The following is a 23,015-nucleotide window of genomic DNA, read 5'->3' on the forward strand; positions in this document are numbered from 1 at the left end:
GACTCCCGACCCCCGAGAGGGTGCCCATGCCGCACGACGAACCGAAGTGGACCCCATCGAAAGATCCCCTCGACCCGACCCGCCCCGCCCCCGCGGAACAACCGCGCGAGCTCCGCCGCATCGTCGGCCTCTTCCGGCCCTACCGCGGCCGGCTCGCCGTCGTCGGCCTGCTCGTCGCGGCCTCCTCGCTGGTCGGCGTCGCCTCGCCGTTCCTGCTCAAGGAGATCCTCGACGTCGCGATCCCGCAGGGCCGTACCGGGCTGCTCAGCCTGCTCGCGCTCGGCATGATCCTCACCGCCGTCGTCACCAGCGTCTTCGGCGTGCTCCAGACCCTCATCTCCACCACCGTCGGCCAGCGCGTGATGCACGACCTGCGCACTGCCGTCTACGCACAGCTCCAGCGGATGCCGCTGGCCTTCTTCACCCGGACGCGCACCGGCGAGGTGCAGTCCCGGATAGCCAACGACATCGGCGGCATGCAGGCCACCGTCACCTCCACCGCCACCTCGCTCGTCTCGAACCTGACGGCCGTCATCGCCTCGGTGGTCGCGATGCTCGCGCTCGACTGGCGGCTGACCCTCGTCTCCCTGCTCCTGCTCCCCGTCTTCGTGTGGATCAGCCGCCGGGTCGGCCGCGAGCGCAAGAAGATCACCGCGCGGCGGCAGCGGCAGATGGCCACGATGGCCGCGACCGTCACCGAGTCCCTGTCGGTGAGCGGCATCCTGCTGGGCCGCACGATGGGCCGCTCCGAGTCCCTCACCGCCGCCTTCTCCGAGGAGTCCGAGAAGCTCGTCGGCCTCGAGGTGCGCTCCAGCATGGCCGGGCGCTGGCGGATGTCCACCATCGGCATCGTCATGGCCGCCATGCCCGCGCTCATCTACTGGGCCGCGGGCATAGCCCTCCAGACGGGCGCCCCCTCGCTCTCCGTCGGCACCCTGGTCGCCTTCGTCACCCTCCAGCAGGGCCTGTTCCGGCCCGCCGTGAGCCTGCTGTCGACCGGTGTGCAGATCCAGACCTCGCTCGCCCTGTTCGCCCGCATCTTCGAGTACCTCGATCTGCCGGTGGACATCACCGAGCGCGAGGACGCGGTGCGCCTGGACCGGGCCAAGGGGGAAATCCGGCTGGAGGACGTCCACTTCGCCTACGACGCGAAGAACGGCCCGACCCTCTCGGGGATCGACATCACCGTCCCGGCCGGCGGCTCCCTCGCCGTGGTGGGCCCGACGGGATCCGGCAAGAGCACGCTCGGCTACCTCGTGCCCCGGCTCTACGACGTCACCGGCGGCAGGGTGGCCCTCGACGGGGTGGACGTGCGCGATCTCGACTTCGACTCGCTGTCCCGCTCGATAGGCGTGGTCTCCCAGGAGACCTACCTCTTCCACGCCTCGGTCGCGGACAACCTCCGCTTCGCCAAGCCGGACGCCACCGACGAGGAGATCACCGAGGCGGCCCGCGCCGCCCAGATCCACGACCACATCGCATCCCTGCCCGACGGATACGACACCTTGGTCGGTGAGCGCGGCTACCGCTTCTCGGGCGGTGAGAAGCAGCGCCTCGCCATCGCCCGGACCATCCTGCGGGACCCGCCGGTGCTGATCCTCGACGAGGCCACCAGCGCCCTCGACACCCGGACCGAGCGCGCCGTCCAGCGGGCCATCGACAACCTGTCGCAGGGCCGCACCACCATCACCATCGCGCACCGCCTCTCCACCGTCCGCGATGCCGATCAGATCGTGGTCCTGGACGCGGGCCGGATAGCCGAGCGCGGTACGCACGAGGAACTGTTGAAGGCGGACGGCCGGTACGCGGCCCTGGTACGCCGGGACCGGGACGCCGCGCAGGCGCCGGAGTCCGGCCGGGACGTCGACGCCGAGCTGACTCCTGTGAATGTGTGATCGTATGACCGGCGCACGGGCGGGATGCCGGGAATGTGGCGATGCGCGGGTTAGCGTTCCGGCATGCGTCATGAGTACCGGCCGCCACAGCGCCGATCCCGGCTCACCCGCCGGGGACGGCTGGCGCTCTTCCTCGGCACGCTGATCGCGATCGGGGCCGTCGCCCTGATCCCACTGCTGAGGGGTGGTGGCGAAGCGCCCGAGGAGCCGCGCCAGTTGGTGATCCCCGAGGGCTGGCGGGCCCCGCAGGTCTACGCCGCGGTCGACCGCGAGCTGAAGCTCCCGGCCGGCTCGACGAAGGCCGCCGTGGGGGCGGCGGACCTGGGTCTGCCCGCGGAGGCGAAGGGCAATCCGGAGGGCTACCTCTTCCCGGCGACGTACCCGGTGACCTCGCAGTCCACCCCGGGCACGGTCCTCTCGTACATGGTGCGGACGGCACACCGGAAGCTGGGCACCCGGGCCGTCGCGGAGGGCGGCAAGGCCCACGGGATGACCCCGTACCAGACGGCCACCCTGGCCAGCATCATCCAGGCGGAGGCCGAGAGCCGGGCCGACATGGGCAAGGTCGCACGCGTGGTGCACAACCGGCTGGCGCGATCGATGCCGCTCCAGATGGACTCCACCCTCAACTACGCCCTGAACCGCAGCACGGTGGACACCAAGCTGAGCGACACGCGGATCGACAGCCCCTTCAACACCTACGAACGCCAAGGGCTGCCGCCCACGCCGATCGACAGCCCCGGGCTGGAGGCCATGGCGGCCGCGGTCGCGCCGACGCCCGGCGACTGGCTCTTCTTCGTCACCGTGAAGCCGGGGGACACCCGCTTCTCGGCGACGTACGAGGAGCACAAGAAGCACGTGGCCGAGTTCAACCGGATCCGCACCCGGGTCAACGCGGGCCCCACAGCCCGGAAATGAGGAGCGGCGGGCCCGGATCGGGCTCTACGCTCGGCGGCCTGCCGGCGCGTGGACCGAGGGGGCCGAACCGTGAAGTGGTTGTGGAAGACGAAGGTGAAGACGAAGGCGAAGAACGGCACACCGGACGCGGGATCGCCGCAAGCGCACCCACCGGACGGTCAGCCGCCGGACGGTGAGCCGCCGGACGGTCAGGCACCGGAAACGCCATCGCCGGCCGAGGAGGCTCGCCGGGCCGCCGCGAGCGCCGAGCTCGCCGCACGCCACCGACTGATCGCACGATGGGGCGCTGACGCGCCGGTCTGGCGGGACTGGCTGGCCCGTTCGCCGATCGGTGTCGACCTGCTGGTGTGGTGGTTCGACGAGGCCGACCTCACCGCCCTGGTCGGCCCGGACCGCTACACGGAGCGCCTGGGCGAGCTGCTGTCCGTGGCCGCACCGCGCGATGTCGCGGCGCTCCGGCTCGGCTGCAACCGCCGCGTCGACCGGGCCTGCGCCACACCCGAGGTGTGCTCGCTGGACTCCCTCCCGGTCCCGGACGGGGAAACCCCGCGCCACCGCGGCTGGGAGCCCGGTGCGTGCACCTCGTTCATCGACTGCTGGACCCCGCACGAGATCCGGGTGGAGTTCACGCCGGACGACCGCCACAACGCGACGCTCCTGCTGCGGGGCGGTCCGGGCGAGGCGCGCCTGTGGGTGGACGGAGTCGAGGTGGCGCAGGGCGAATGGCTGGACGACGGCGGCCACTGGCAGGACGGGCGCTACTTCGTCATCCGGCTCGGCGGCCCCTTCGACCACCCGAGCCAGGGACACGGCGAGATCGGCCAGTACCTGTACGACATCGTCTCGCTGCTCGTCTACGACGCGGAGCTGCGCCGGGCGCACGTCTTCGTCCCGGCGGACGACGAGCCCTGGAAGGAACCCGTCGTCGACGTGCGGAACGGGACGGGCTACGTCTACGCGGACAAGGCCGCCCGCGACGCGGACACCCCGGCCCGGGAGTTCGCCGTCCAGCCGCCCGGGACGGGGTGAAGCCCGAAGCCTCAGAGCGCCGGGGCGCCCGCCCGCTCGCGGGCCAGGAGCCGGCGGATCTCGCGGACCGCGGCGCCGCCGGCCCGGTTGGCTCCGATGGTCGATGCCGACGGGCCGTAGCCGACCAGGTGGATCCGCTCGTCGCGGACCGCCCTGGTCCCTTCCATCCGGATGCCGCCGCCGGGTTCGCGCAGGCGCAGCGGAGCCAGGTGGTCGACGGCCGCGCGGAATCCCGTGGCCCACAGGACGACGTCCGCGTCCACCCCGCTCCCGTCCGCCCAGGTGGCGCCGGTGGGGGTGAGGCGTTCGAACACGGGCCGGCGGTCGAGCACCCCCGAGTCCAGTCCGGCCCGGACGGCCTCGTTCAGCGGGAGTCCCGTCACGCTGACCACGCTCTGCGGCGGCAGCCCCCGCCGCACCCGCTCGTCCACCAGGGCCACCGCCGCCCGGCCCTCGGCCTCGCCGAAGCCCCCGTCGCGGAAGACCGGGGGCCGCCGCGTCACCCAGGTGGTCCCCGCCGCCACCTCGGCGATCTCCAGCAGGTGCTGCACCGCGGAGGTGCCGCCGCCCACGACGATCACCCGCGCCCCGGCGAACTCCCGCGGCCCCGGGTAGTTCGCGGTGTGCAGCTGCCGGCCGCGGAAGGTCTCCTGTCCCGGGTAGCGAGGCCAGAACGGCCGGTCCCAGGTGCCCGTCGCGTTGATCAGGGCGCGGGCCGACCAGACGCCGTCCGAGGACTCCACCCGCAGCCGCCCGTCGGCCCCCTCCCGTACGGCCGAGACGTCCACGGGACGACGTACGCGCAGGTCGAAGCGGTCCTCGTAGGCGGCGAAGTACTCCCCGATCACCTCCGAGGAGGGTCGCAGGCCGTCCGCGCCCGTCAGCTCCATGCCGGGCAGGGCGTGCATTCCGTGGACCCTGCCGTAGGTGAGGGAGGGCCAGCGGTACTGCCAGGCCCCGCCCGGGCGGGGCGCGTGGTCCAGGACCACGTGCTCGATCCCCGTCCGGGCGAGGTGGTAGGCGCTGGACAGGCCCGCCTGCCCGGCACCGATGACCACCACGTCCACGTCCCGCAAGATTTCGTTCACGGTTCTACTAACTTCCGGGGTGTGCGGGATCTTCCCGCCCCCGTCAGGGCGCCGCCAGGGTCGCCAGCACCCGCGTCTTCGGCTGGAGGGTGAGCCCGGGGAACACCCCGGCCCGCTCGGTACCGCTGTCCAGGTGGAACCGCTGCGCCAGTACGGCCAGTACGAGCGCGGCCTCCACCAGCGCGAACCTGGCCCCCAGGCAGGCCCGGGGCCCGCCCCCGAAGGGGAACCAGGCGTGCTCCGGGACGGCGTGCGGGGCGTCCTCGTCCCAGCGCTCGGGGCGGAAGGACTCCGGATCCGGGAACCAGCGCGGGTCGCGGTGCATCGACCAGGGGCTGGTCCACACGGCGGTCCCCTCGGGGACCGGCCGGCCGCCCAGGCTCGCGCCCTGCCCGGCCACCGCCGAGATCAGCCAGATCGGCGGGTAGATGCGCAGGGCCTCCTTGACCACCTGCCGGGTCCACCGCAGCCGCACGTAGTCGTCGTACGTGGGCAGGCGCCCGCCGAGCACCCGGTCCAGTTCGTCCGTCAGCCGGGCCCGCGCCTCGGGCGCCCCCGAGAGCAACTGCCAGGCCCAGGTCAGGGTGGTCGAAGTGGTCTCGTGGCCGCCGATGTAGAGGGTGATCGACTCGTCCCGCAGCTCCTTGCGGGACAGCGGTCCGCCGTGCTCGTCGCGCGCGGCGAGCAGCCGGCTCAGCAGGTCGTCCCGCTCCGCGCCCGCGTTCGATGCCGCCTCGTGCTCCCGTATGACGTACGCGATCTCCCGGTCGAGGACCGCCACGGCCCGCCGCATCCGGCGCCGCCCCGGCGTGCGCACCCAGGGCGGCAGGAACAGCGTCAGCCCCCGGAACTCGGCGCCCAACTCCCGCTGCGCCGTGGCCATGGCCGCGCTGATGGGTCCCTCCCGGCCGGCGGCGTCGCTCCCGAACAGCGTGCGGACCGCGATCCGTTGGGTAAGAGCGGCCATCTCCCGGTGCACGTCGACGCGCTCGCCCTCGCACCAGGTCCCCGCCAGCGCGTCCGCGCACTCCACCATCGTGGCGGCGTACGAGCGCACCTGGCGGGGCCGCACGGCGGGCTGGACCAGCGCCCGCTTGCGCCGCCAGTCGTCCCCGGTGGCGACGACCACCCCCTCGCCCAGCAACTGGCGGAAGGCCCAGCCCAGTTCCGTCGGCTTGAAGGTGCCCTCCACGGCGCCGAGCAGCTCGCCCGCGTGCTCGGGCCGGGAGACCAGCACATTGCGCTGCGGGCCCAGTGCCCAGGGGACCCAGTCCCCGTAGTCGTCGCGCAGGGACTCGAAGAAGGCCAGCGGATCGCGGGCGAAGGCGGGCAGGTTGCCGAGCAGGGGCCACGGGCGGGGCCCGGCGGCCCGGGCGCCCGGGGACTGGGTCGAGGTCACGCCGGCATGGTGACAGCGACCCCCTCAGGGCACCAGGGGTCGGGACCCTCAGGCCGCGCGGCGCGCCGTCAGCCAGTCGTGCGCGGCGTCCGCGCTGAACTCCCGCTGCCCGCCCGGGAAGAGGAGCCCGGCATCCGCGAAGGCGGCGTCGTGCGCGGTCTCCGCGACGTACGGGATGGCCACGCATCCCATGCCCGCCGCGTGGGCCGCCAGCGCGCCCGGCGCCGCGTCCTCGACGACCACGCAGTCGGCGGGCTCGGCGCCCAGTCGGCGGGCCGCCTCCAGGAACACGTCGGGAGCGGGCTTGCCGTGCGCGACCTCCTCGGCGGAGACCACCGTCGTCAGCAGGGAGTCGAGGCCGGTGCCGGCGAGCACCGCGTCGATCGACTCGCGCGAGGAGCCGGAGGCCACCGCCATCGGCACGCCCTCGGCGTGCAGCCGCTCCACGAACTTCCGCATCTCGGGGAAGGCCTCGGTCTCGGTTCGGGCCAATTCCAGGTAGGCGGCGTTCTGTTCGGCGAGCAGCTGCTCCACCGGCGCCTGGATCCCGTACCGTTCCTTGAGGATTTCGAGCGTCTCCAGGGTGCCGATCCCGATGAAACGGGAGTGCTGCTCCCACGTGAAGTCGGGGACCCCGTGCCGCGCCAGCGTGCGCCGGCCCGACTCGTAGTAGTTCGGCTCGCTGTCCACGAGAGTGCCGTCGAGATCGAATATGACGGAAATCATCCGTTGTGCCCGTCCTGCCGGTCGTGTCCTGTCACCGGCCATCCTGTCAGGTTTTGCGGGCGGCCCGTCCCACGGACTCGACCAAGGGCAGCAGCCGGTGCGGGACCCGCTCGCGCAGGGCCACCTCCGTGCGGGTGCGGACCACGCCCGGGAGCTGGATCAGCCGCTGGATCACGTCCTCCAGGTGCTCGTTGTCCCGGGCCGCCACGCGGGTCAGCAGGTCCCCGCCGCCCGTGATCGAGAAGGCCTCGATGATCTCGGGTACGGCGGCCAGCGCGTCGCCCACGTCGTCCAGGTGCCCCTGCGTCACCTCGATGTGCACGAAGGCCAGCACCGGATGCCCCAGCGCGGCGGGCGAGAGCACCGGACCCGTCCCGGTGATCACCCCGGTGCGCTCCAGCCGGTCCAGCCGGGCCTGGAGGGTGCCTCGCGCGACACCGAGGATCCGGGCGTACTCGCGGACGCTGGTCCGCGGCTGCTCGATCAGCAGACGCAGGATTCGGGTGTCGAGTTCGTCCACCGCCATGCCGCGACTGTACCAATGGCCCGGTTCACGGGGATCTTGCCCGGCCGCGGTTGCGCGCCGACCCGTGCCCCGGGGCCGGTCGCACGCGTTACCGGCAGCGGGCGACGTCCGCAGCCCGACGGGGCGGCGTCAGCCCGACGAGGCGGCGTCCACACCCGGACGAGGAGCGAGAGTCATGACCGTAGCCGTGGTCCTGTACACCTCCGACCTGCGTCTGCACGACCATCCGCCGCTGCGCGCGGCCCTCTCCTCCTGCGACCGGGTGGTCCCGCTCTTCGTCCGCGACCAGGCCATCGCCGCCACCGGTTTCGCCGCGCCCAACCGGCAGGCCTTCCTCGCCGACTGCCTCGCCGACCTGGACGCCGGGCTGCGCGGGCGCGGCGGCCGCCTCGTGATCCGCTCCGGGGACCCCGTCAAGGAGGTCTGCTCGCTCGTACGGGAGGCCGACGCCGTCGAGGTCCACACGGCCGCCGGGGTCAGCGGCTACGCCCATGCCCGCGAGGCACGGCTGCGCACCGCCCTCGAAGCGGACGGACGCCGGCTGCACGTGCACGACGCGGTGGTGACCGCGGTCGCCCCCGCAGCCGTACTGCCCGCGGGCTCCGACCACTTCGCCGTCTTCACGCCCTACTTCCGGCGCTGGGCCGACCTGCCCCTGCGGGCCGTCGCCGCCGCGCCCCGCACCGTCCGGGTCCCCGAAGGCATCGGCTCCGAGCCGCTGCCCGGGCACGGCGCCCTCACCGGAGTCTCCCCGGGCCTGGCCCGGGGCGGCGAGACCGAGGCTCGCCGGCTCCTGGCGAACTGGCTGCGCTCCGGCCTCACCCGCTACGAGGACACCCACGACGACCTGGCCGGCGACGCCACCTCCCGGCTCTCCCCGCACCTGCACTTCGGCACCCTCTCGGCCGCCGAGACGGTCCACCGGTCCCGCGCCGTCGGCGGCCCGGGCGCGGAGGCCTTCGTCCGGCAGCTGTGCTGGCGCGACTTCCACCACCAGGTCCTGGCCGCCCGCCCCGAGGCGGCCGCCGAGGACTACCGCGCCCGGCAGGACCGCTGGCGCACCGGCGGCGCCGCCGAGGAGGAGACCGAGGCCTGGAAGGAGGGCCGCACCGGCTACCCGGTGGTGGACGCCGCGATGCGCCAACTGCTCCACGAGGGCTGGATACACAACCGCGGCCGCCTGCTCGCGGCGAGCTTCCTCACCAAGACCCTGTACGTCGACTGGCGGATCGGGGCTCGCCACTTCCTGGACCTCCTGGTCGACGGGGACCTCGCCAACAACCAGCTCAACTGGCAGTGGGTCGCGGGCACGGGCACCGACACCCGCCCGAACCGGGTGCTCAACCCCGTCCGGCAGGCCCTGCGGTACGACCCGCAGGGCCGTTACGTCCACCGCTGGGTGCCGGAGCTCGCCGGTCTGCCCGCCCCCGGGGTGCACGAGCCGTGGCGCCTGCCGGGCCCGGACCGCGCGCGGTACGACTACCCGGACCCGCTGGTGGAGCTCGCCGACGGAATCGACCGCTTCAGGCGAGGGCGAGGGCGAGGGCGAGGGCGAGGGCAGGGGCCGGGCTAGGAGTGACGACCTAGCCGGTGTGCAGCCGCGGAAGGGTGCGGTGCGCGAGGGCCACGGCCAGTACCACGGCGGCCGCGGGCAGGAGCAGCTCGCCCACGGTCCACCCCGCCCGGAGCAGCAGGGCCCCGCCCAGCCCGCCCGCGAACATCGCCAGGACCGCCATGGCCCGGCGCGCCCAGGCCCCCGTCCCGTATCCGAAGGCGCTGTCCCGCCCCAGGGCCGAACTGCCGATCAGCGCGGTCATGGACCGGGTGACCAGGGTCGTCGGCAGGCCCGGCACGTTCACCCGCATGCTCGTCACCGTACGGATGCCCATCGCCGTGGCCAGCAGCCCGGTCACCGCCAGATGCGGGGCGCCCGGATTCCCGTACCGCGGCGTCACGCTCCAACCGGCCGCCGCACCCGCCAGGAGCAGCGCCGCCTCGCAGTACAGGCCGAGCCCGAGCCAGCGCCACCCCCGGGCCTCCGCGACCGACTCCAGCCGCGCCCCGAACACGGCACCGGCGGCGAACGCGGCCAGCGACAGCGCGGCCGACAGCGCGGGCAGGTTCCCCTGCCGCGCCAGCCCGAACGCCAGGAAGAGCACGTTGCCGGTCTGCATCGCCGTGAACACCGGCCCGAGGGCGAGCAGGCTCACCGCCTCGATCAGCCCGGTGACCACGGTCAGGACGATCATCAGCCCCACCAGCGAAGGACGCACCGGGAGCACACCCAGCTTCATGAGGCCCGACAGTGACACGCCCGCCCCGCTCCTCCGGCGCCGACATGCCGAGGGGAATAGGGTCGCTGGGATGAGCGACCTGTTGCTGGTGAGGCACGGCGAGACGGCGTGGAGCGCCGACGGGCGGCACACCGGGCGCACCGACGTACCGCTGACCGCTCGCGGCGTCGAGGAGGCCATCTCGCTGGCCCCCTTCTTCCGGGACCGGCACCCGGCGCTGGTGCTGACCAGCCCGCTGCGCCGGGCCGCAGCCACGGCCGAACTCGCGGGGCTCACCGGCGGGCTCAACGACCCGGACCTGTACGAATGGGACTACGGCGGCTACGAGGGCGTCACCACCAAGGAGATCCAACGGACCACGCCCGACTGGTCCCTGTGGACGCACGGAGTCCCGCCCGGCGACGCCGAGCACCCCGGGGAGAGCGCCGCCCAGGTGGGCGCCCGCGCGGACCGGGCCCTGGCCCGGGTCGCCTCCGTGCTCCACGCCGACCGGGGCGACGTGGTGATCGTCGCCCACGGCCACTTCCTGCGCGTCCTCACCGCCCGCTACCTCGGCCTGGACCCCGCCGAGGGCCGGCTCTTCCTGCTGCGCACCGGCACCGTCAGCGTGCTCTCCACCGAGCACGGGCTCCCGGTGATCGCCGGCTGGAACACCCGGCCCTGACCGCGGGGCTCCCCGTCCCGCCCCCGGCCGCTTCCGCCTCGCGGGGCGGCGCCGGGTGCGTGACGATTCGTACATGGCCCACGACGGTGCGAGCGGTGGCGGCGGTCCCGGGACCGAAATCCCCGATCAGGGGCTCAAGGCCAACGCGATCGGCTTCCTCGACGCGCTCGTCATCGGCCTGAACTCCACCTCGCCGGCCTACTCCCTCGCCGCCGTCCTCGGGCCGATCGTGGCCCTGGCCGGGATCTACGCGCCGGGCGTCATGCTGGCGTCCTTCGTCCCGATGCTGCTGATCGCGGCCGCCTTCTACTACCTCAACAAGGTGGACCAGGACTGCGGGACGACCTTCTCCTGGGTCACCCGGGCCATGGGTCCCTGGGCCGGCTGGCTCGGCGGCTGGGCCATCGCGATGACCGGCGTGCTCGTCATCGGCTCGCTCGCGGACGTGGCCGTCCACTTCGGCCTGCTCGCCGCGGGCCTCGACAGCTGGGCCGCGAACACGGTGATCCGGCAGACCCTCACCGTCGTCGTGATCCTGGCCATGACCGCCGTGTGCGTCATCGGCACCGAACTGTCCGCCCACCTCCAGGACATCCTCATCCTCGCCCAGGTCTTCTTCCTCCTGACCTTCGCCGTGGTGGCCATCTACCGCATCTACGCCGGCACCAGCACCCTCGACTCCATCGAGCCGGCCATCACCTGGCTCAACCCCTTCGGCGCGGGCGGCGCCGCCCTCACCGGCGGACTGCTGCTCGGCGTGTTCATCTACTGGGGCTGGGAATCCGCCGTCAACCTCACCGAGGAGGTCGAGAACTCCGCGACCGCGCCCGGCAAGGCCGGCATCTGGTCGACCGTGGTCCTGCTGGTGACCTACCTGTCCGTGGGCTTCGCCGTCGTCGGCTACGCGGGCACCGCCTTCCTCGCCGAGAACGCGGGCGAGGAGGAGGCGATCTTCGCCGTACTCGCCCACGAGGTCATGGGCGGCTGGGACTGGATGGTGCTCCTCGCCGTCTGCACCTCCGCGCTCGCCTCCACCCAGACCACGATCATCCCCGCCTCCCGCACCGCCCTGTCCATGGCCCGCCGCCACGCGCTGCCGCCGGCGCTCGCACACATCCACCCGCGGTTCCGCACCCCCGACGTGAGCACCTGGTGGGTCGCCGCCATCGCCATCGGCTGGTACCTCATCGTCAACCAGATCAGCGAGAACGCGCTCCTGGACTCCCTGACCGCGCTCTCCCTGCTCATCGCCTTCTACTACGCGCTCACCGGCCTGGCCTGCGCCGTCTACTACCGGCGCCACCTGCTGGAGAGCGCGCACAACTTCCTGCTCATCGGCGCCGGGCCGCTCGTCGGCGCCGGCCTGCTGGCCTGGTTGCTGGTGGAGTCCGTCCACGACATGTCGAACCCGGAGAACTCGGCCAGCGGTGTCTCCTGGATCGGGCTCGGCCCGCCGCTGGTCATCGGGATCGCGATCGCCGTCGTGGGCCTGGCCATCATGTGCTTCTGGCGGCTGCGGGACGGCAGGTTCTGGCGCGAGCGGCGCGGGGTCGTCGACCCGGACGTCGTCCACGGCAGGAAGAGCTGAGGAGGAGGCCCGATGTCCGTGGTCCTGGGATACGACGAGTCGCCCGGCGCCGAACGCGCCCTGCGGGTGGCGCTGGAGGTCGCGACCGCCTTCGGCGAGCCCCTCGTCCTCGTGTACGGAGCGGCCGCCCCCGGCACCACCGGCGAGGAGTACCGGGCCCACCGCGAAGCCGTCCGCCAGGCGGGCCGCAGCGCGCTGGCCCGTGCCGTCGAGGCCGCCGACGAGGCGGGAGTGCCGTCGACGGTCGAAGTGGTCGACGAGAAACCGGCCCAGGCCCTGCTCGACGCGGCCGAGCGCCACCACGCCCGGGTCATCATCGTCGGCAGCTGGGGCGACAGCCCGATCCGCGGCGCGCTGCTGGGCTCCACCCCGCACAAGCTGCTGCACCTCTCGCCGATCCCCGTCCTGTGCGTACCCACGGACGACGACACCCCCTAGTCCGCATACTGGATGCACAGACCCGCGCGCGGAAAGGGGACGTCTCGTGCCATCGGCCCAGCCGGGGGGCGAGAAGGCGCACGGCCCGTTCCCGTCCGAGCCGGGGACGCTGCTCGAGCACGTACCGGTCGCCGTCTTCGGCATCGACGACGCCGGGCTCGTCCGCTACTGGGGACCCGGCGCGCAGGAGCTCTTCGGCTACGGCTCCGCCGCCGTCCTCTCCCGGCCCGCCGCCCTGCTCTTCGCCGACACGCCCTCCCGGAGCGCCTCCGACACGTGCGCCGAGCTGGTGGAGCGGGCCCGGACCCAGGGGTACTGGCGGGTCCGGCTGACCGCGCGGGACCGCGACGGCGGGGCCTTCGACTGCGGGTTCCGCGTCTTCCCCATGACGGGTTCCGACGGGCGCCCGGTGGTGCTGGGCCTCGCGAGCCGGAGCGAGGGACTCGACCGGGTCAAGACCAACCTCGCCTTCCTCGACGCCCTGTTCGAGACCTGCCCCATCGGGTTGGTCATGCTCGACCAGGACCTCCGGTTCGTCCACCTCAACCAGGCGCTCGCCGACATGGACGGCCTCCCCATCGAGGCGCACCTGGGGCGGCACACGGACGACGTCGTGCTCGTGGCCGACGACGGCGAGTACCGGCGCATGCTGCGCGCGGTCGCGGCGGGCGGAGAGCCGGTCGTGGGGGTGCTGGTGGGCATGCGCCCGCGGGGCCGCCCGGACCACGACCAGGTGCGGTCGGTGAGCTTCTTCCCGCTGAGCCAGGCGGTCGGCTCGCGTCCCGGCGTGGGCGGGCTGATGGTGGACGTGACCGACCGGGAGCAGGCCATCCTGGAAGCCACCGCCGGCCGTCGGCGCCTCGCCCTGCTGGACCGGGCCTCCGCCCGCATCGGGACCACCCTGGACGTGAACCTCACCGCCCAGGAGCTGGTCGACGTGTCGATGCCGGACTTCTGCGACGGCGCGGTCGTCGAAGTCGTGGAGTGGATGGACCCCGGCGAGGACTTCGACCCGGCGCGGCCGCTGATCACCCGCAGGATCGCCTCCGGGACGATCCTCCCGCCCCCCGCCACCGAACTCGTCAGCGGGGTCGATACCGTGCGGTACCCGCCCGGCTCCGTCATCCACGACATGCTGCGATCGGGCCGGCCGATCTCGGCCCCGGTGGACCAGGAGTTCCTGGCCCGGACCGTCCTCATCGAGTCGCGGGGCCGGCTCCTGACCGAGAGCGGGGTGGCCTGCGTCCTCGTCGCCCCGCTCATCGCCAGGGGCACGGTCCAGGGCATCGCCATGTTCGGCCGCTCCGCGGACCGTCCCGCCTTCACCCGGGACGACCTCGGCCTCGCCGGCGAGCTCGCCTCGCGCGCCGCGCTCTGCCTGGACAACGCCCGTCTGTACAGCCGGGTCCAGGACATCTCGCTCACCCTCCAGCGGGCCCTGCTGCCCACCGTGCTGGGCACCAGCCCGTACGCGGACGTGGCGCACCGCTACGTGCCCGGCGGCCGCGTCACCGAGGTCGGCGGCGACTGGTACGACGTGATCAGCCTGCCGGACGACCGGGTCGTCCTCGTGGTGGGCGACGTGATGGGGCACGGGGTGCCGGCCGCCGCGGCGATGGGACGCCTCCGCATCACCACCAAGGCCCTGGCCCGGCACACCGTCGAACCGGACGCGCTGCTCGCCGAGCTCGACGCGTGCGCCCAGGAGGCCGGCATCGAGCTGGCGACGTGCCTGTACATCGTGTACGACCCGAGGACCGGCCGCGCCCGCATCGCGAACGCCGGCCACCTCCCGCCCCTCGTGCTCCGCCCGGACGGCGGGGTCGACACCCTCGACGAGGTCCTCGGAGTCCCGCTCGGCGTCGGCGGCGTCCCCTTCCGGACGACCGAGATCGAACTCCCCGACCACGCGACCCTCGTCCTCTACACCGACGGCCTCATCGAATCCCGCGGCCAGGACATCGGGACGGGCCTGGAGTCCCTGCGCGCCGAACTGGCCGGATCGGCCGGCCCGCTGGAGGCGATGGCGGACCGGATCCTCGCCCACCTCCTCCCCGGCCCGCCGGCCGACGACACCGTCCTCGTCCTCGCCCGCGTCCACCGCGTGCGCCCGGGGCACTGAACGCCTCCGCCCGACCGACCCTCGCGGCACCCCTCCGTTGGTACCCCGGTGGCCGAAGATCGCGGCTCTCCACTGGGCCAATGGCCCAGTCATCCGGGTGCGTGTTGAACCAGTGGGCCCACAGCTGTTTATCTGTGTCATATCCATGTACTTCGGCGCCGCGCAGCGCCGGACGGCAACGAGGCCGATCCGGAGCGCGGCGCCTTCGCCGTGCCCGCACGCCGCCCACCACCCCCGGGCGGAAGCCGGCCCGGCGCGCACCACTGCAAGGGGGGCGGCACACCGCCGTGAAGAGGATGTTCGTGGCTCCGGATCCGGGGCGTATGAGACTGCGGAACTCGGCCCGCGCGGTCATCGGCACCGGCGCCGCCGTCGCCCTCGCCGAGGTGTGCGGCCTCTCCCTGACCGCCTCCATCACCGGGGGACTGGCGGCCCTGCTCGCCCTCTTCACCGTGCTCGACGCGACCGTCCGCGCCCAGCGGGCCACCACCGCCCTGCTGCCGCTCGCCGGGTTCCCCGTCCTCGCGCTGGCCACCACCCTGCACGGGGTGCCGCTCGCCCGTGACGCCGCCTTCCTCGCCGTCGTGTTCGCCGGGGTCTACGCCCGCCGCTTCGGCCCCCGCGGGCACGCCCTCGGGATCTTCGGCTTCATGATGTTCTTCGTCACCCAGTTCCTGCACGCCGTGCCCGGGCAGCTGCCCGAGCTGTACGCCGCCGTCGGGCTGGCGCTCCTCGCCTCCGGCGCCGTGCGCTTCCTCCTGTGGCCCATCGAGCGGCGCACCCCGCCCCCCGCCGCCCCGCCCGGCCTGCCGGGCACCGGGCTCGCCCGGCCCACCACCCGCCAGGCCTTCCAGGCCACCGCGGCCTGCGCCTTCGCGCTCGGCATCGGCCAGGCGCTCTCGGAGGACCGCTGGTACTGGGCCGTCGGCACCGCCTGGTGGATCTTCGTCAACACGGCCTCCCGGGGCGAGACCCTCGTCCGCGGCTTCCGCCGGGTCCTCGGCACCGTCCTCGGCATCGCCGCCGGGCTGCTGATCGCCGTGCCCCTGCACGGCGCGCCCCTGCCCACCGCCCTGCTCGTCGCGGTGTGCGTCTTCGGGATCTTCTACACCGCGGCCCCCTCGTACTCCTGGATGATGTTCTTCGTCACCGTCATGGCCGGGCTGCTCTACGGGCTCCTCGGCGTGCTCCACCCCGGGCTGCTGCTCCTGCGCTTCCAGGAGACCGCGATCGGCGCGCTCGGCGCCGCCCTCGCCGTCGTGATCATCCTCCCGGTGACCACGCACGCCGCCAACGACGCCTGGATCCAGCGCGCCCTGCACTGCGTACGGGCCTCCACCGCGGCCTCCCTCGACCGGCTCGCCGGGAACCCCGACGCCGACCCCGCCCCCCACGCCGCCGAGCTCGAACTGCTCCTGGGCCGTGTACGGATGGCACTCGGGCCCCTCGTCCACCCGCTGAGCCCGCTGCGCGCCCGCAAGGCCCGGGCCCGGCAGGTCCTGGCCCTGCTCGACGACTGCGCCCGCGAGGTGCGCGGGCTGGTGGCCGTCGCCGCCGACCCGCAGGCCTCGCACGACGCCCGCCTGGCCGCCGCCTGCTGGCGCGTGGAGGCGGCCGTGGAGGCCCTGACCGCACCGCGGAGCACACCGGAGCTCGTCACTCCGGTGCTGCCCCGCACGGCCCCCGCGGAGCCGGCCCTCGCCCACCTGCACGGCCTCGAGCACGCCCTCGTCGCGCTCGCCGCCCCGCTGCGCACCGACCCGCGGGCCCCGCTGGTCATCAGCGCCTGAGCAGCCCCTCCGGGTCCAGACCCGCGGGCAGCCGGCCCTCGGTGTGCACCACGCCGAGGGTCTGGGTGGCCCGGGTCAGCGCCACGTACAGGTCGCTCGGCCGGAGTTCGGCCGGCTCCACCACGATCACCGTGTCGAACTCCAGTCCCTTGGCCTGACGCGGATCCAGGAGGACGACCTCCCGGGTCAGATCCGGCTCCGCACCCGCCCGTACCCCCGGCAGTACGCCGGCCAGCACCCCGTGCAGCGCGCGCGGCGCGATCACCGCGAGCCGCCCCTCGGCCGGCCGCTCCCGCTCGACCGCCTCCGCGACCGACCCGGCCAGGTCACCGGTCGCCCGCGCCCACGGCCGCACCCCGGTGGACCGCACCGAGCTCGGCGGTTCGAAGCCGGGATCGCGGGACCGCAGCACGGACGCCGCCACTTCCATGATCTCCGCGGGCGTACGGTAGTTGACCCCCAGCCGGACCAGCTCCCAGCGCTCGCCCACGTACCGGCCGAGGATCCGCTCCCACGAACCGCACCCCGCCTCGTCGGCGGTCTGCGCGGGGTCGCCGACCAGCGTCATCGACCGGGTCGGGCAGCGCCGCATCAGCAGCCGCCACGCCATCTCCGACAGCTCCTGGGCCTCGTCCACGATGACGTGCCCGAAGGCCCAGGTGCGGTCGGCGGCGGCCCGCTCGGCCGCTGTGCGGTGGTCCGCCTCCTCGTGCCGCTCGGCCATCCGCTCGGCGTCGATGACGTCGTGTGCCGCGAGGTACTCCTTCTCCTCGTCCTCGAACTCGTACGACTCCGAGCCCAGCGACAGGTCCAGCACCCCCTGGGCGTAGGCGACGCGCTCCAGCCGCTCGCGCTCCTCGGCTGCGCGCCGGGCGCTGTCGTCCTCCCCGAGCAGCTCGGCCGCCTCGTCCAGCAGCGGCACGTCGGCCGGGGTCCAGTCCGGGCGCGCCGAGGGTGCGCGCCGGATCAGCTCCGCCTCGTGGGCGGGCAGGTGGGTGGGTTCCGCCAGGAATTCCGCGATCAGCCGTTCGGGCGTGAGGGAGGGCCACAGAGAGTCGATCGCGGCGTGCACGGCGGGGCTCATCGCGATCTCCTTGCCCAGCTGGGCGACGTCGTCCGAGCCGAGCAGGTTCGGGCCGCCGTACGGATCGGCGCCCAGCCGGTCGGCGAGCTGCTCCGTGAGCGCGTCGATGATCCGGAAGGCGAAGGCGGGCCGGGCCTGGTTGTGCGGCAGCCCCGTGGCGCGGGCGCGGTCGCGGGCCTCGTAGGCCATCGTGCGGTCCAGCAGCAGGGTTCCGTAGTCGTCGTGGTCGATCTCCAGCGCGGGCTCGGGGACCGTGTCGTACTCCTCGCCGCTGTCCGTGGGCAGGGCCTCGGGCAGGCACTGCCGGTCGGCCACGACCCGGGCCAGGACCTCCGCCATTGCCGCCCGGCCCTTCACCGCGGCGGCGCCGGGACGGTCGGTCCCGGTCGCGTGCACCCCGGGGAACAGCTCGCCGGGCGTCGAGAGCAGCACCCCCGTCTCGCCGAGCGCCGGCAGCACCCCGCCGATGTAGCCCAGGAAGGCCGGGCCCGGACCGACGATCAGCACCCCGCGCCTGGCGAGCTGCTCGCGGTGGGCGTACAGGAGGTACGCGGCGCGGTGCAGCGCGACCGCCGTCTTCCCGGTGCCGGGACCGCCCTCGACGACGAGCACGCCGTGGTGAGGGGAGCGGATGACCCGGTCCTGCTCGGCCTGGATGGTCCGCACGATGTCGTGCATCCGGCCGGTCCGGGCGGAGTCGAGCGCGGCGAGCAGCACCGCGTCCGCGTCGGCGCCCTCGTACCCGGTGCGCTCCGCGTCGGTCAGGTCCAGGATCTCGTCGTGCAGGGCGGTGACCACCCGCCCCCGGCTGCTGATGTGCCGGCGGCGGCGCAGCCCCATGGGGGTGTGCCCGGTGGCCAGGTAGAACGGGCGGGCCAGCTCCGCGCGCCAGTCCAGGACCAGGGGGGTGCGCTCCGCGTCGTCCGCGCGGATTCCGAGCCGGCCGATGTGGTGGTCGCGGCCGTCGGAGAACTCCAGACGGCCGAAACACAGACCGTGCTCACCCGCATTCAGCGCGGAGAGCAGGCCGGACTGCTCGGCGACCAGGACTTCACGCTCCAGGCGCTCCTGATATCCGTTCCCGACCTGGCGCAGAGCCCCTTTGAGCGCGTGTTCGGCCTGGTCACGCAGGCGGTCGAGGCGCAGATAGAGGTCCGTGACGAATTGCTGCTCTTTCCGGAATTCCTCGGTTGACAATTGCACTCCTGCCGCGATACGGTGTCCTCGTAAGGTGGTTCATGGATTCGTTTGTGGCGAAGTCATGAACCAATCAATATACGCTCTCTTCTCCCTCGGCAGTGAATTCGGCCGGGGGATTTTTTGCGTACCGTGGTTCTCATGACCACCGCACACGGCTCCGCCGACGGCATCGTCTACCGCCTCGCCCGCCCCGAGGACGCGGGCGCCATCGAGGCGCTGGACGGCTCCTTCACCACCGCCACCGTCTTCGAGGTGGCCGCCTCCGACTCCGGCTTCACCCTCCGCGAGGTCCCCGCGGACCCGCCGGTGTACAAGGAGTTCCCGCCCGAGGAGCACGACGAGCAGGGGCTCGGCCGGGGCTCCGGCGAGAACGGTGACGCGTGCACCTACGTGGCCCTCGACGAAGGGCGGCTGTGTGGTTTCGTCGCCGTCGGCTACGCCGCCTGGAACCGGCGCCTGACGATCGAGGACATCGAGGTCTCGCCGGAACACCGGGGAATCGGCATCGGCCGCGCGCTGATGGACTGCGCGGACGGGTTCGCCCGCGAACGGGGCGCCGAACACCTCTGGTTGGAGGTCAGCTCGGTGAACGCTCCCGCGGTGCACGCCTATCGGCGCATGGGCTTCACCCTCTGCGGCCTCGACACCACCCTGTACGGCGGCACGCCCGCCGTCGGCGAGCAGGCGCTGTTCATGAGCCGGCCCTGTCGCTGACCCGGCGCGGGCCATGCGGTACCTTCCATTCCGGAACGCTGCGGATCCTACGCCTCATCGGTGTCGGCCCGCAGTTCCCTCCGCGAAGATCACTCGGAGGAGTGTTCCGGGCCCGCCTGCCACGCGCCGCTGACCTGCGGCATGTACAACGGGTGATTGTTCATTGCACATTCATCCGGCATGTACAGGGTGGATCTGGTAGGACAGGGGGTAACCGCCCGGAATGGAAATACTTCAACAGCGCTCCACCACCGCTCAGGTGTGGGAAGCGGCCGAGGAGTTCATCCGACTCTTCCACAGGGAGAACCCGGATTCCGGTGATCCGCGTGCCCGGCTCGCCGCCGTACGGGACGAGCTCGTGGAGACCGGCACCTACCGGCACACCCCCGAGGAGCTCGTCCACGGGGCCCGGGTGGCCTGGCGCAACAGCAACCGCTGCATAGGCAGGCTGTATTGGAACTCCCTGCGGGTCCGTGACCGCCGCGAGCTCACCGACGCCGAGGACATCGCCGCCGAGTGCTTCGAGCACCTGCGTGAGGCGACCAACGGCGGCCGGGTCCGGCCCACCATCACGGTCTTCGCCCCCGACGCTCCGGACCGCCCCGGCCCGTTGATCTGGAGCGAGCAGCTCGTCCGGTACGCCGGCTACGGGGACCACCCCTCCGTCACCGTCGGCGACGCCCGCAACGCCGCGCTCACCGAGGCCCTGCTGCGGCTCGGCTGGTCCGGCGGCGCCGGGACCCCCTTCGACCTCCTCCCGCTGGTGGTCCAGGGGGTCGACGACAAGCCCCGCTGGTTCGACACCCCGGCTGACGCCGTGATGGAGGTGCCGATCGAGCACCCCGACGGGGTCGAGGGCGGCGACGGCTGGGCGGACTGGGGCCTGCGCTGGCACGCGGTCCCCGCCATTTCCAACATGTGCCTGGAGGTCGGCGGCATCCACTACCCGGCCGCCCCGTTCAACGGCTGGTACATGGGCACCGAGATAGGCGCCCGCAACCTCGCCGACACCGACCGCTACAACCTCCTGCCCGCCGTCGCCCGCCGGCTCGGCCTGGACACCACCAGCGACCGCTCGCTCTGGAAGGACCGCGCGCTCGTCGAGCTCAACCGGGCGGTCCTGCACTCCTTCGACCGCGCCGGGGTCACCATCGCCGACCACCACACCGAATCCCGGCGGTTCCTCTCCCACATGGCCCGGGAGGAGCGCAAGGGACGCGAGGTGGGCGCCGACTGGTCCTGGATCGTGCCGCCGATCTCCGGCTCCGCGACCCCGGTCTTCCACCGTACGTACGAGGACCGGCCCAGCAGCACGACCTACGTCCACCACTCCGGTGCACAGGAGCGGGCCCAGGGACGGGACTTGGTCTAGACCTTCTGTTACCGTCGGCTCCGGACGGATCCGGAACGGCGGAGAGGGCATCCCGTGGGCGGCGCGGACAGTACGGACCACAGCGGCGGACACCGGGCCTACATCGGCTCGTTCACCTCGGGGGGCGGCCGCGGCATCACCACCGCGGCCGTGGATCCGGAGACGGGGGAGCTGACCCCGCTCGCCGAGACCGGCACCCTCCTCGCGGACCCCTCGTACCTCGCCGTGGACCGCGACACCGGCGCGCTCTACGCGGTGAGCGAGACCGAAGAGGGGGCGGTGGCCGCCTTCACGCCGACCGCCGAGGGCCTCGCCCCGCTCGGCGCGCCCGTCCGCGTCGGCGGCTCCGGCCCCACCCACCTCAGCCTGGCCGGGCGCAGGCTGCTCACCGCCAACTACACCTCCGGCAGCGTCAGCAGCCTCCCGCTCGCCGCCGACGGCAGGCCGACCGGCCCCGGCGCCGTCCTCGTCCACCGGGGATCCGGCACGGACGCGGACCGGCAGGAACGGCCGCACGCCCACCAGGTGCTGCCCGACCCGAGCGGCCGCTGGGTGCTCAGCGTGGACCTGGGCACCGATTCCGTACGGGTCTGCGCGCTCGACCCGGACACCGGGGAACCGCGGGTGCACGCCGAGACCGCCCTTCGGGCCGGGACCGGGCCCCGCCACCTCGTCTTCCACCCCGACGGCACGGTCGTCTACGTGCTGCACGAGCTGGTGCCGCAGCTGACCGTCTGCCGCTGGAATCCGGGCGCCGGGCGACTGGAACCGGTCGGAGAGGTCCCGATCGCCCCGGAGGGCCCTTCAGGGGCCGTACGGGCCTACCCCTCGGCGGTCGTCGCCTCGCCCGACGGGCGCTTCGTCTGGGCCGCGATCCGCGGGGCGGACGCGATCGCCACGCTCTCCCTCGCCGACGGGGCCGAGAAGCCCCGGCTCACCGGCTCCGCGGGCTGCGGGGGCAGCTGGCCGCGCGATCTCGCCGTGGACCCCTCGGGGCGCAGGCTGTACGCGGCCAACGAGCACTCGGGGGACGTCACCTGGTTCGACGTGGACCCGCTGACCGGGCACCCGCGCACGGCCGGTTCGGTGGCCGTACCCGCCGCCACCTGTGTCGTCTTCGGCTGACCGTACGGGACGAACGCACGAGGGCCCGCCTCCCGGAGTTCCGGGGAGGCGGGCCCTCGTACGTGCGACGGCCGGGTCAGTGCGCCGAGGCGCCCTGGGTGATCCCGAGCGCCGCGGAGTACTGCGCGACGGCCAGCTTCCCGAGCGCCCCGTAGGCGCCGAGCACCTCGGCGGCGGCGCAGTCGGCCTCCTTGCACGCGGTGTCCAGCAGCCCCTCGGCGGCCTCCGGGCCGATCAGGTACGGGGCGAGCGCGAGCTGCGTGGAGCCCTCGCGGCGCAGCTGCTCGGCGACGGCGGCCACCGAGCCCTCCTCGTCGAGCGCGGCCGCCTTGACGGGCACGGCGAGCCGGGCCGCGAGCAGCATGCCGGTGATCCCGGCGGCCTGTACGGCCTCCTCGCCACCGGTGGTGGCCAGCACGATGCCGTCGGCGGCGGTGGTCACGGTGAACAGCCGCGCGCGGTCGGCGCGGGCCAGGCCGGCCTCGGACAGCCGCACGTGCAGGCCCTCGGCGAGCAGCGGGTGCGGGCCGAGTACGTCGGCCAGCTCTGCGGCGGCCGAGGAGTCCATCAGCGCCTGGCGCACCCGGCGCAGCAGATCGCCGTCCGGACCGGCCAGCAGGGGCACGACCACGGCGTCGGGGCCGGTCGGCTCGGGCACCTCGTGGCCGGCGGCGCGGGCGAACTCCGCACGCGCGGCACGCTCGGTCGCGACGGCCGTCAGCACGCCCGACAGCGACGGGAACTCGGAGTCGTCGTCACCGTCGAGGAAGCCGATCCGGGCGTCGAGGCCCGGCAGCTCGGAACGGCCGAGGCTGAGGACCTCTTCCGCCAGCCCCCGCGAGGCGGACGAGGGCACACCGGGCACGGCGAGCACCAGCGCGGGCGCGCCCTCGGGCGCCGCCGCGGGCTCGGGTCGGCGGTGCCGTCCGGTCTGGCGGGGTCGCGGCATTCGTACGGGCAGGCCATTTGCGGGCCCAGTGGGGGAGCTCATGGCGCCGCATGCTACTGGCTTATCGGAACCGGGTGTTCGGGCAGGGCCATAT

General features: G+C 73.6%; 19 protein-coding genes. 12 read left to right on the plus strand and 7 right to left on the minus strand.

The annotated features are described in order from the left end of the window. Positions 1–26 precede the first annotated feature (26 nt). The 3 genes from ACGFYU_RS04335 to ACGFYU_RS04345 all read left to right on the plus strand — a co-directional run bounded on the left by ACGFYU_RS04335 (position 27) and on the right by ACGFYU_RS04345 (position 3,842). A complete protein-coding gene (locus ACGFYU_RS04335) occupies positions 27–1,895 on the plus strand; it encodes an ABC transporter ATP-binding protein (protein WP_393825706.1) in 1,869 nt (622 codons plus the stop codon). Between the two features lie 63 nt (positions 1,896–1,958). After that, positions 1,959–2,813, plus strand: coding sequence for an endolytic transglycosylase MltG (gene mltG, locus ACGFYU_RS04340; protein ID WP_393825707.1), 855 nt, complete (start codon positions 1,959–1,961; stop codon positions 2,811–2,813). A 69-nt stretch (positions 2,814–2,882) separates the two neighbouring features. Next, positions 2,883–3,842 carry a hypothetical protein gene (locus ACGFYU_RS04345; protein WP_393825708.1) on the plus strand — a complete coding sequence of 320 codons (960 nt, stop codon included), beginning with the start codon at positions 2,883–2,885 and terminating at the stop codon, positions 3,840–3,842. Positions 3,843–3,853: 11 nt separating this feature from the next. On the opposite strand, the gene ACGFYU_RS04350 is transcribed toward ACGFYU_RS04345, so the two are convergent. Genes ACGFYU_RS04350 through ACGFYU_RS04365 form a run of 4 tightly spaced genes read right to left on the minus strand, consistent with a single transcriptional unit; the run spans position 3,854 to position 7,581 of the window. Then, entirely contained in the window at positions 3,854–4,930 is a 1,077-nt protein-coding gene (locus ACGFYU_RS04350) for an FAD-dependent oxidoreductase (protein WP_393825709.1), read from the minus strand. Positions 4,931–4,973: 43 nt separating this feature from the next. After that, positions 4,974–6,329, minus strand: coding sequence for a cytochrome P450 (locus ACGFYU_RS04355; RefSeq protein WP_393825710.1), 1,356 nt, complete (start codon positions 6,327–6,329; stop codon positions 4,974–4,976). Positions 6,330–6,377: 48 nt separating this feature from the next. Beyond that, a complete protein-coding gene (locus tag ACGFYU_RS04360; protein ID WP_393825711.1) occupies positions 6,378–7,055 on the minus strand; it encodes an HAD family hydrolase in 678 nt (225 codons plus the stop codon). A gap of 46 nt (positions 7,056–7,101) precedes the next feature. Then, positions 7,102–7,581: an Lrp/AsnC family transcriptional regulator gene (locus ACGFYU_RS04365; RefSeq protein WP_393825712.1), complete on the minus strand. Its 480-nt coding sequence runs from the start codon at positions 7,579–7,581 to the stop codon at positions 7,102–7,104. Positions 7,582–7,756: 175 nt separating this feature from the next. Between ACGFYU_RS04365 and ACGFYU_RS04370 the strand changes: the two genes are divergently transcribed. After that, positions 7,757–9,154 (plus strand): cryptochrome/photolyase family protein, encoded by a 1,398-nt coding sequence (locus tag ACGFYU_RS04370; protein ID WP_393825713.1) that lies wholly within the window; start codon positions 7,757–7,759, stop codon positions 9,152–9,154. A 10-nt stretch (positions 9,155–9,164) separates the two neighbouring features. On the opposite strand, the gene ACGFYU_RS04375 is transcribed toward ACGFYU_RS04370, so the two are convergent. Next, positions 9,165–9,893, minus strand: coding sequence for a YoaK family protein (locus tag ACGFYU_RS04375; RefSeq protein ID WP_393825714.1), 729 nt, complete (start codon positions 9,891–9,893; stop codon positions 9,165–9,167). A 52-nt stretch (positions 9,894–9,945) separates the two neighbouring features. Between ACGFYU_RS04375 and ACGFYU_RS04380 the strand changes: the two genes are divergently transcribed. From ACGFYU_RS04380 to ACGFYU_RS04400, 5 genes are all read left to right on the plus strand, one after another. Then, complete coding sequence (locus ACGFYU_RS04380) at positions 9,946–10,539, plus strand: histidine phosphatase family protein (protein ID WP_393825715.1); 594 nt, start codon at positions 9,946–9,948, stop codon at positions 10,537–10,539. Positions 10,540–10,612: 73 nt separating this feature from the next. Next, the gene (locus tag ACGFYU_RS04385; protein ID WP_393825716.1) at positions 10,613–12,127 is read left to right on the plus strand and encodes an APC family permease; all 1,515 of its coding nucleotides are present in this window, start codon (positions 10,613–10,615) and stop codon (positions 12,125–12,127) included. Between the two features lie 12 nt (positions 12,128–12,139). After that, a complete protein-coding gene (locus ACGFYU_RS04390) occupies positions 12,140–12,565 on the plus strand; it encodes a universal stress protein (RefSeq protein ID WP_393825717.1) in 426 nt (141 codons plus the stop codon). A gap of 46 nt (positions 12,566–12,611) precedes the next feature. Beyond that, complete coding sequence (locus ACGFYU_RS04395) at positions 12,612–14,687, plus strand: SpoIIE family protein phosphatase (RefSeq protein ID WP_393825718.1); 2,076 nt, start codon at positions 12,612–12,614, stop codon at positions 14,685–14,687. A gap of 296 nt (positions 14,688–14,983) precedes the next feature. After that, positions 14,984–16,477 carry an FUSC family protein gene (locus tag ACGFYU_RS04400; RefSeq protein ID WP_393825981.1) on the plus strand — a complete coding sequence of 498 codons (1,494 nt, stop codon included), beginning with the start codon at positions 14,984–14,986 and terminating at the stop codon, positions 16,475–16,477. On the opposite strand, the gene ACGFYU_RS04405 is transcribed toward ACGFYU_RS04400, so the two are convergent. After that, the gene (locus tag ACGFYU_RS04405) at positions 16,467–18,758 is read right to left on the minus strand and encodes a HelD family protein (protein ID WP_393825719.1); all 2,292 of its coding nucleotides are present in this window, start codon (positions 18,756–18,758) and stop codon (positions 16,467–16,469) included. The genes ACGFYU_RS04400 and ACGFYU_RS04405 overlap by 11 nt on opposite strands. A 141-nt stretch (positions 18,759–18,899) precedes the next feature. Here ACGFYU_RS04405 and ACGFYU_RS04410 point away from each other — a divergent pair, with 141 nt between their 5' ends. From ACGFYU_RS04410 to ACGFYU_RS04420, 3 genes are all read left to right on the plus strand, one after another. Continuing rightward, entirely contained in the window at positions 18,900–19,475 is a 576-nt protein-coding gene (locus ACGFYU_RS04410) for a GNAT family N-acetyltransferase (protein WP_393825720.1), read from the plus strand. 223 nt (positions 19,476–19,698) lie between these two features. After that, the gene (locus ACGFYU_RS04415) at positions 19,699–20,847 is read left to right on the plus strand and encodes a nitric oxide synthase oxygenase (RefSeq protein WP_393825721.1); all 1,149 of its coding nucleotides are present in this window, start codon (positions 19,699–19,701) and stop codon (positions 20,845–20,847) included. A 54-nt stretch (positions 20,848–20,901) separates the two neighbouring features. Continuing rightward, positions 20,902–21,972 (plus strand): lactonase family protein, encoded by a 1,071-nt coding sequence (locus ACGFYU_RS04420; RefSeq protein ID WP_393825722.1) that lies wholly within the window; start codon positions 20,902–20,904, stop codon positions 21,970–21,972. Positions 21,973–22,048: 76 nt separating this feature from the next. On the opposite strand, the gene ACGFYU_RS04425 is transcribed toward ACGFYU_RS04420, so the two are convergent. Beyond that, complete coding sequence (locus tag ACGFYU_RS04425; RefSeq protein WP_393825723.1) at positions 22,049–22,963, minus strand: sirohydrochlorin chelatase; 915 nt, start codon at positions 22,961–22,963, stop codon at positions 22,049–22,051. Positions 22,964–23,015 lie beyond the last annotated feature (52 nt).

The sequence above is a fragment of the Streptomyces sp. NPDC048337 genome (assembly GCF_043201175.1).
In the GTDB taxonomy this organism is placed as follows: Bacteria; Actinomycetota; Actinomycetes; order Streptomycetales; family Streptomycetaceae; genus Streptomyces.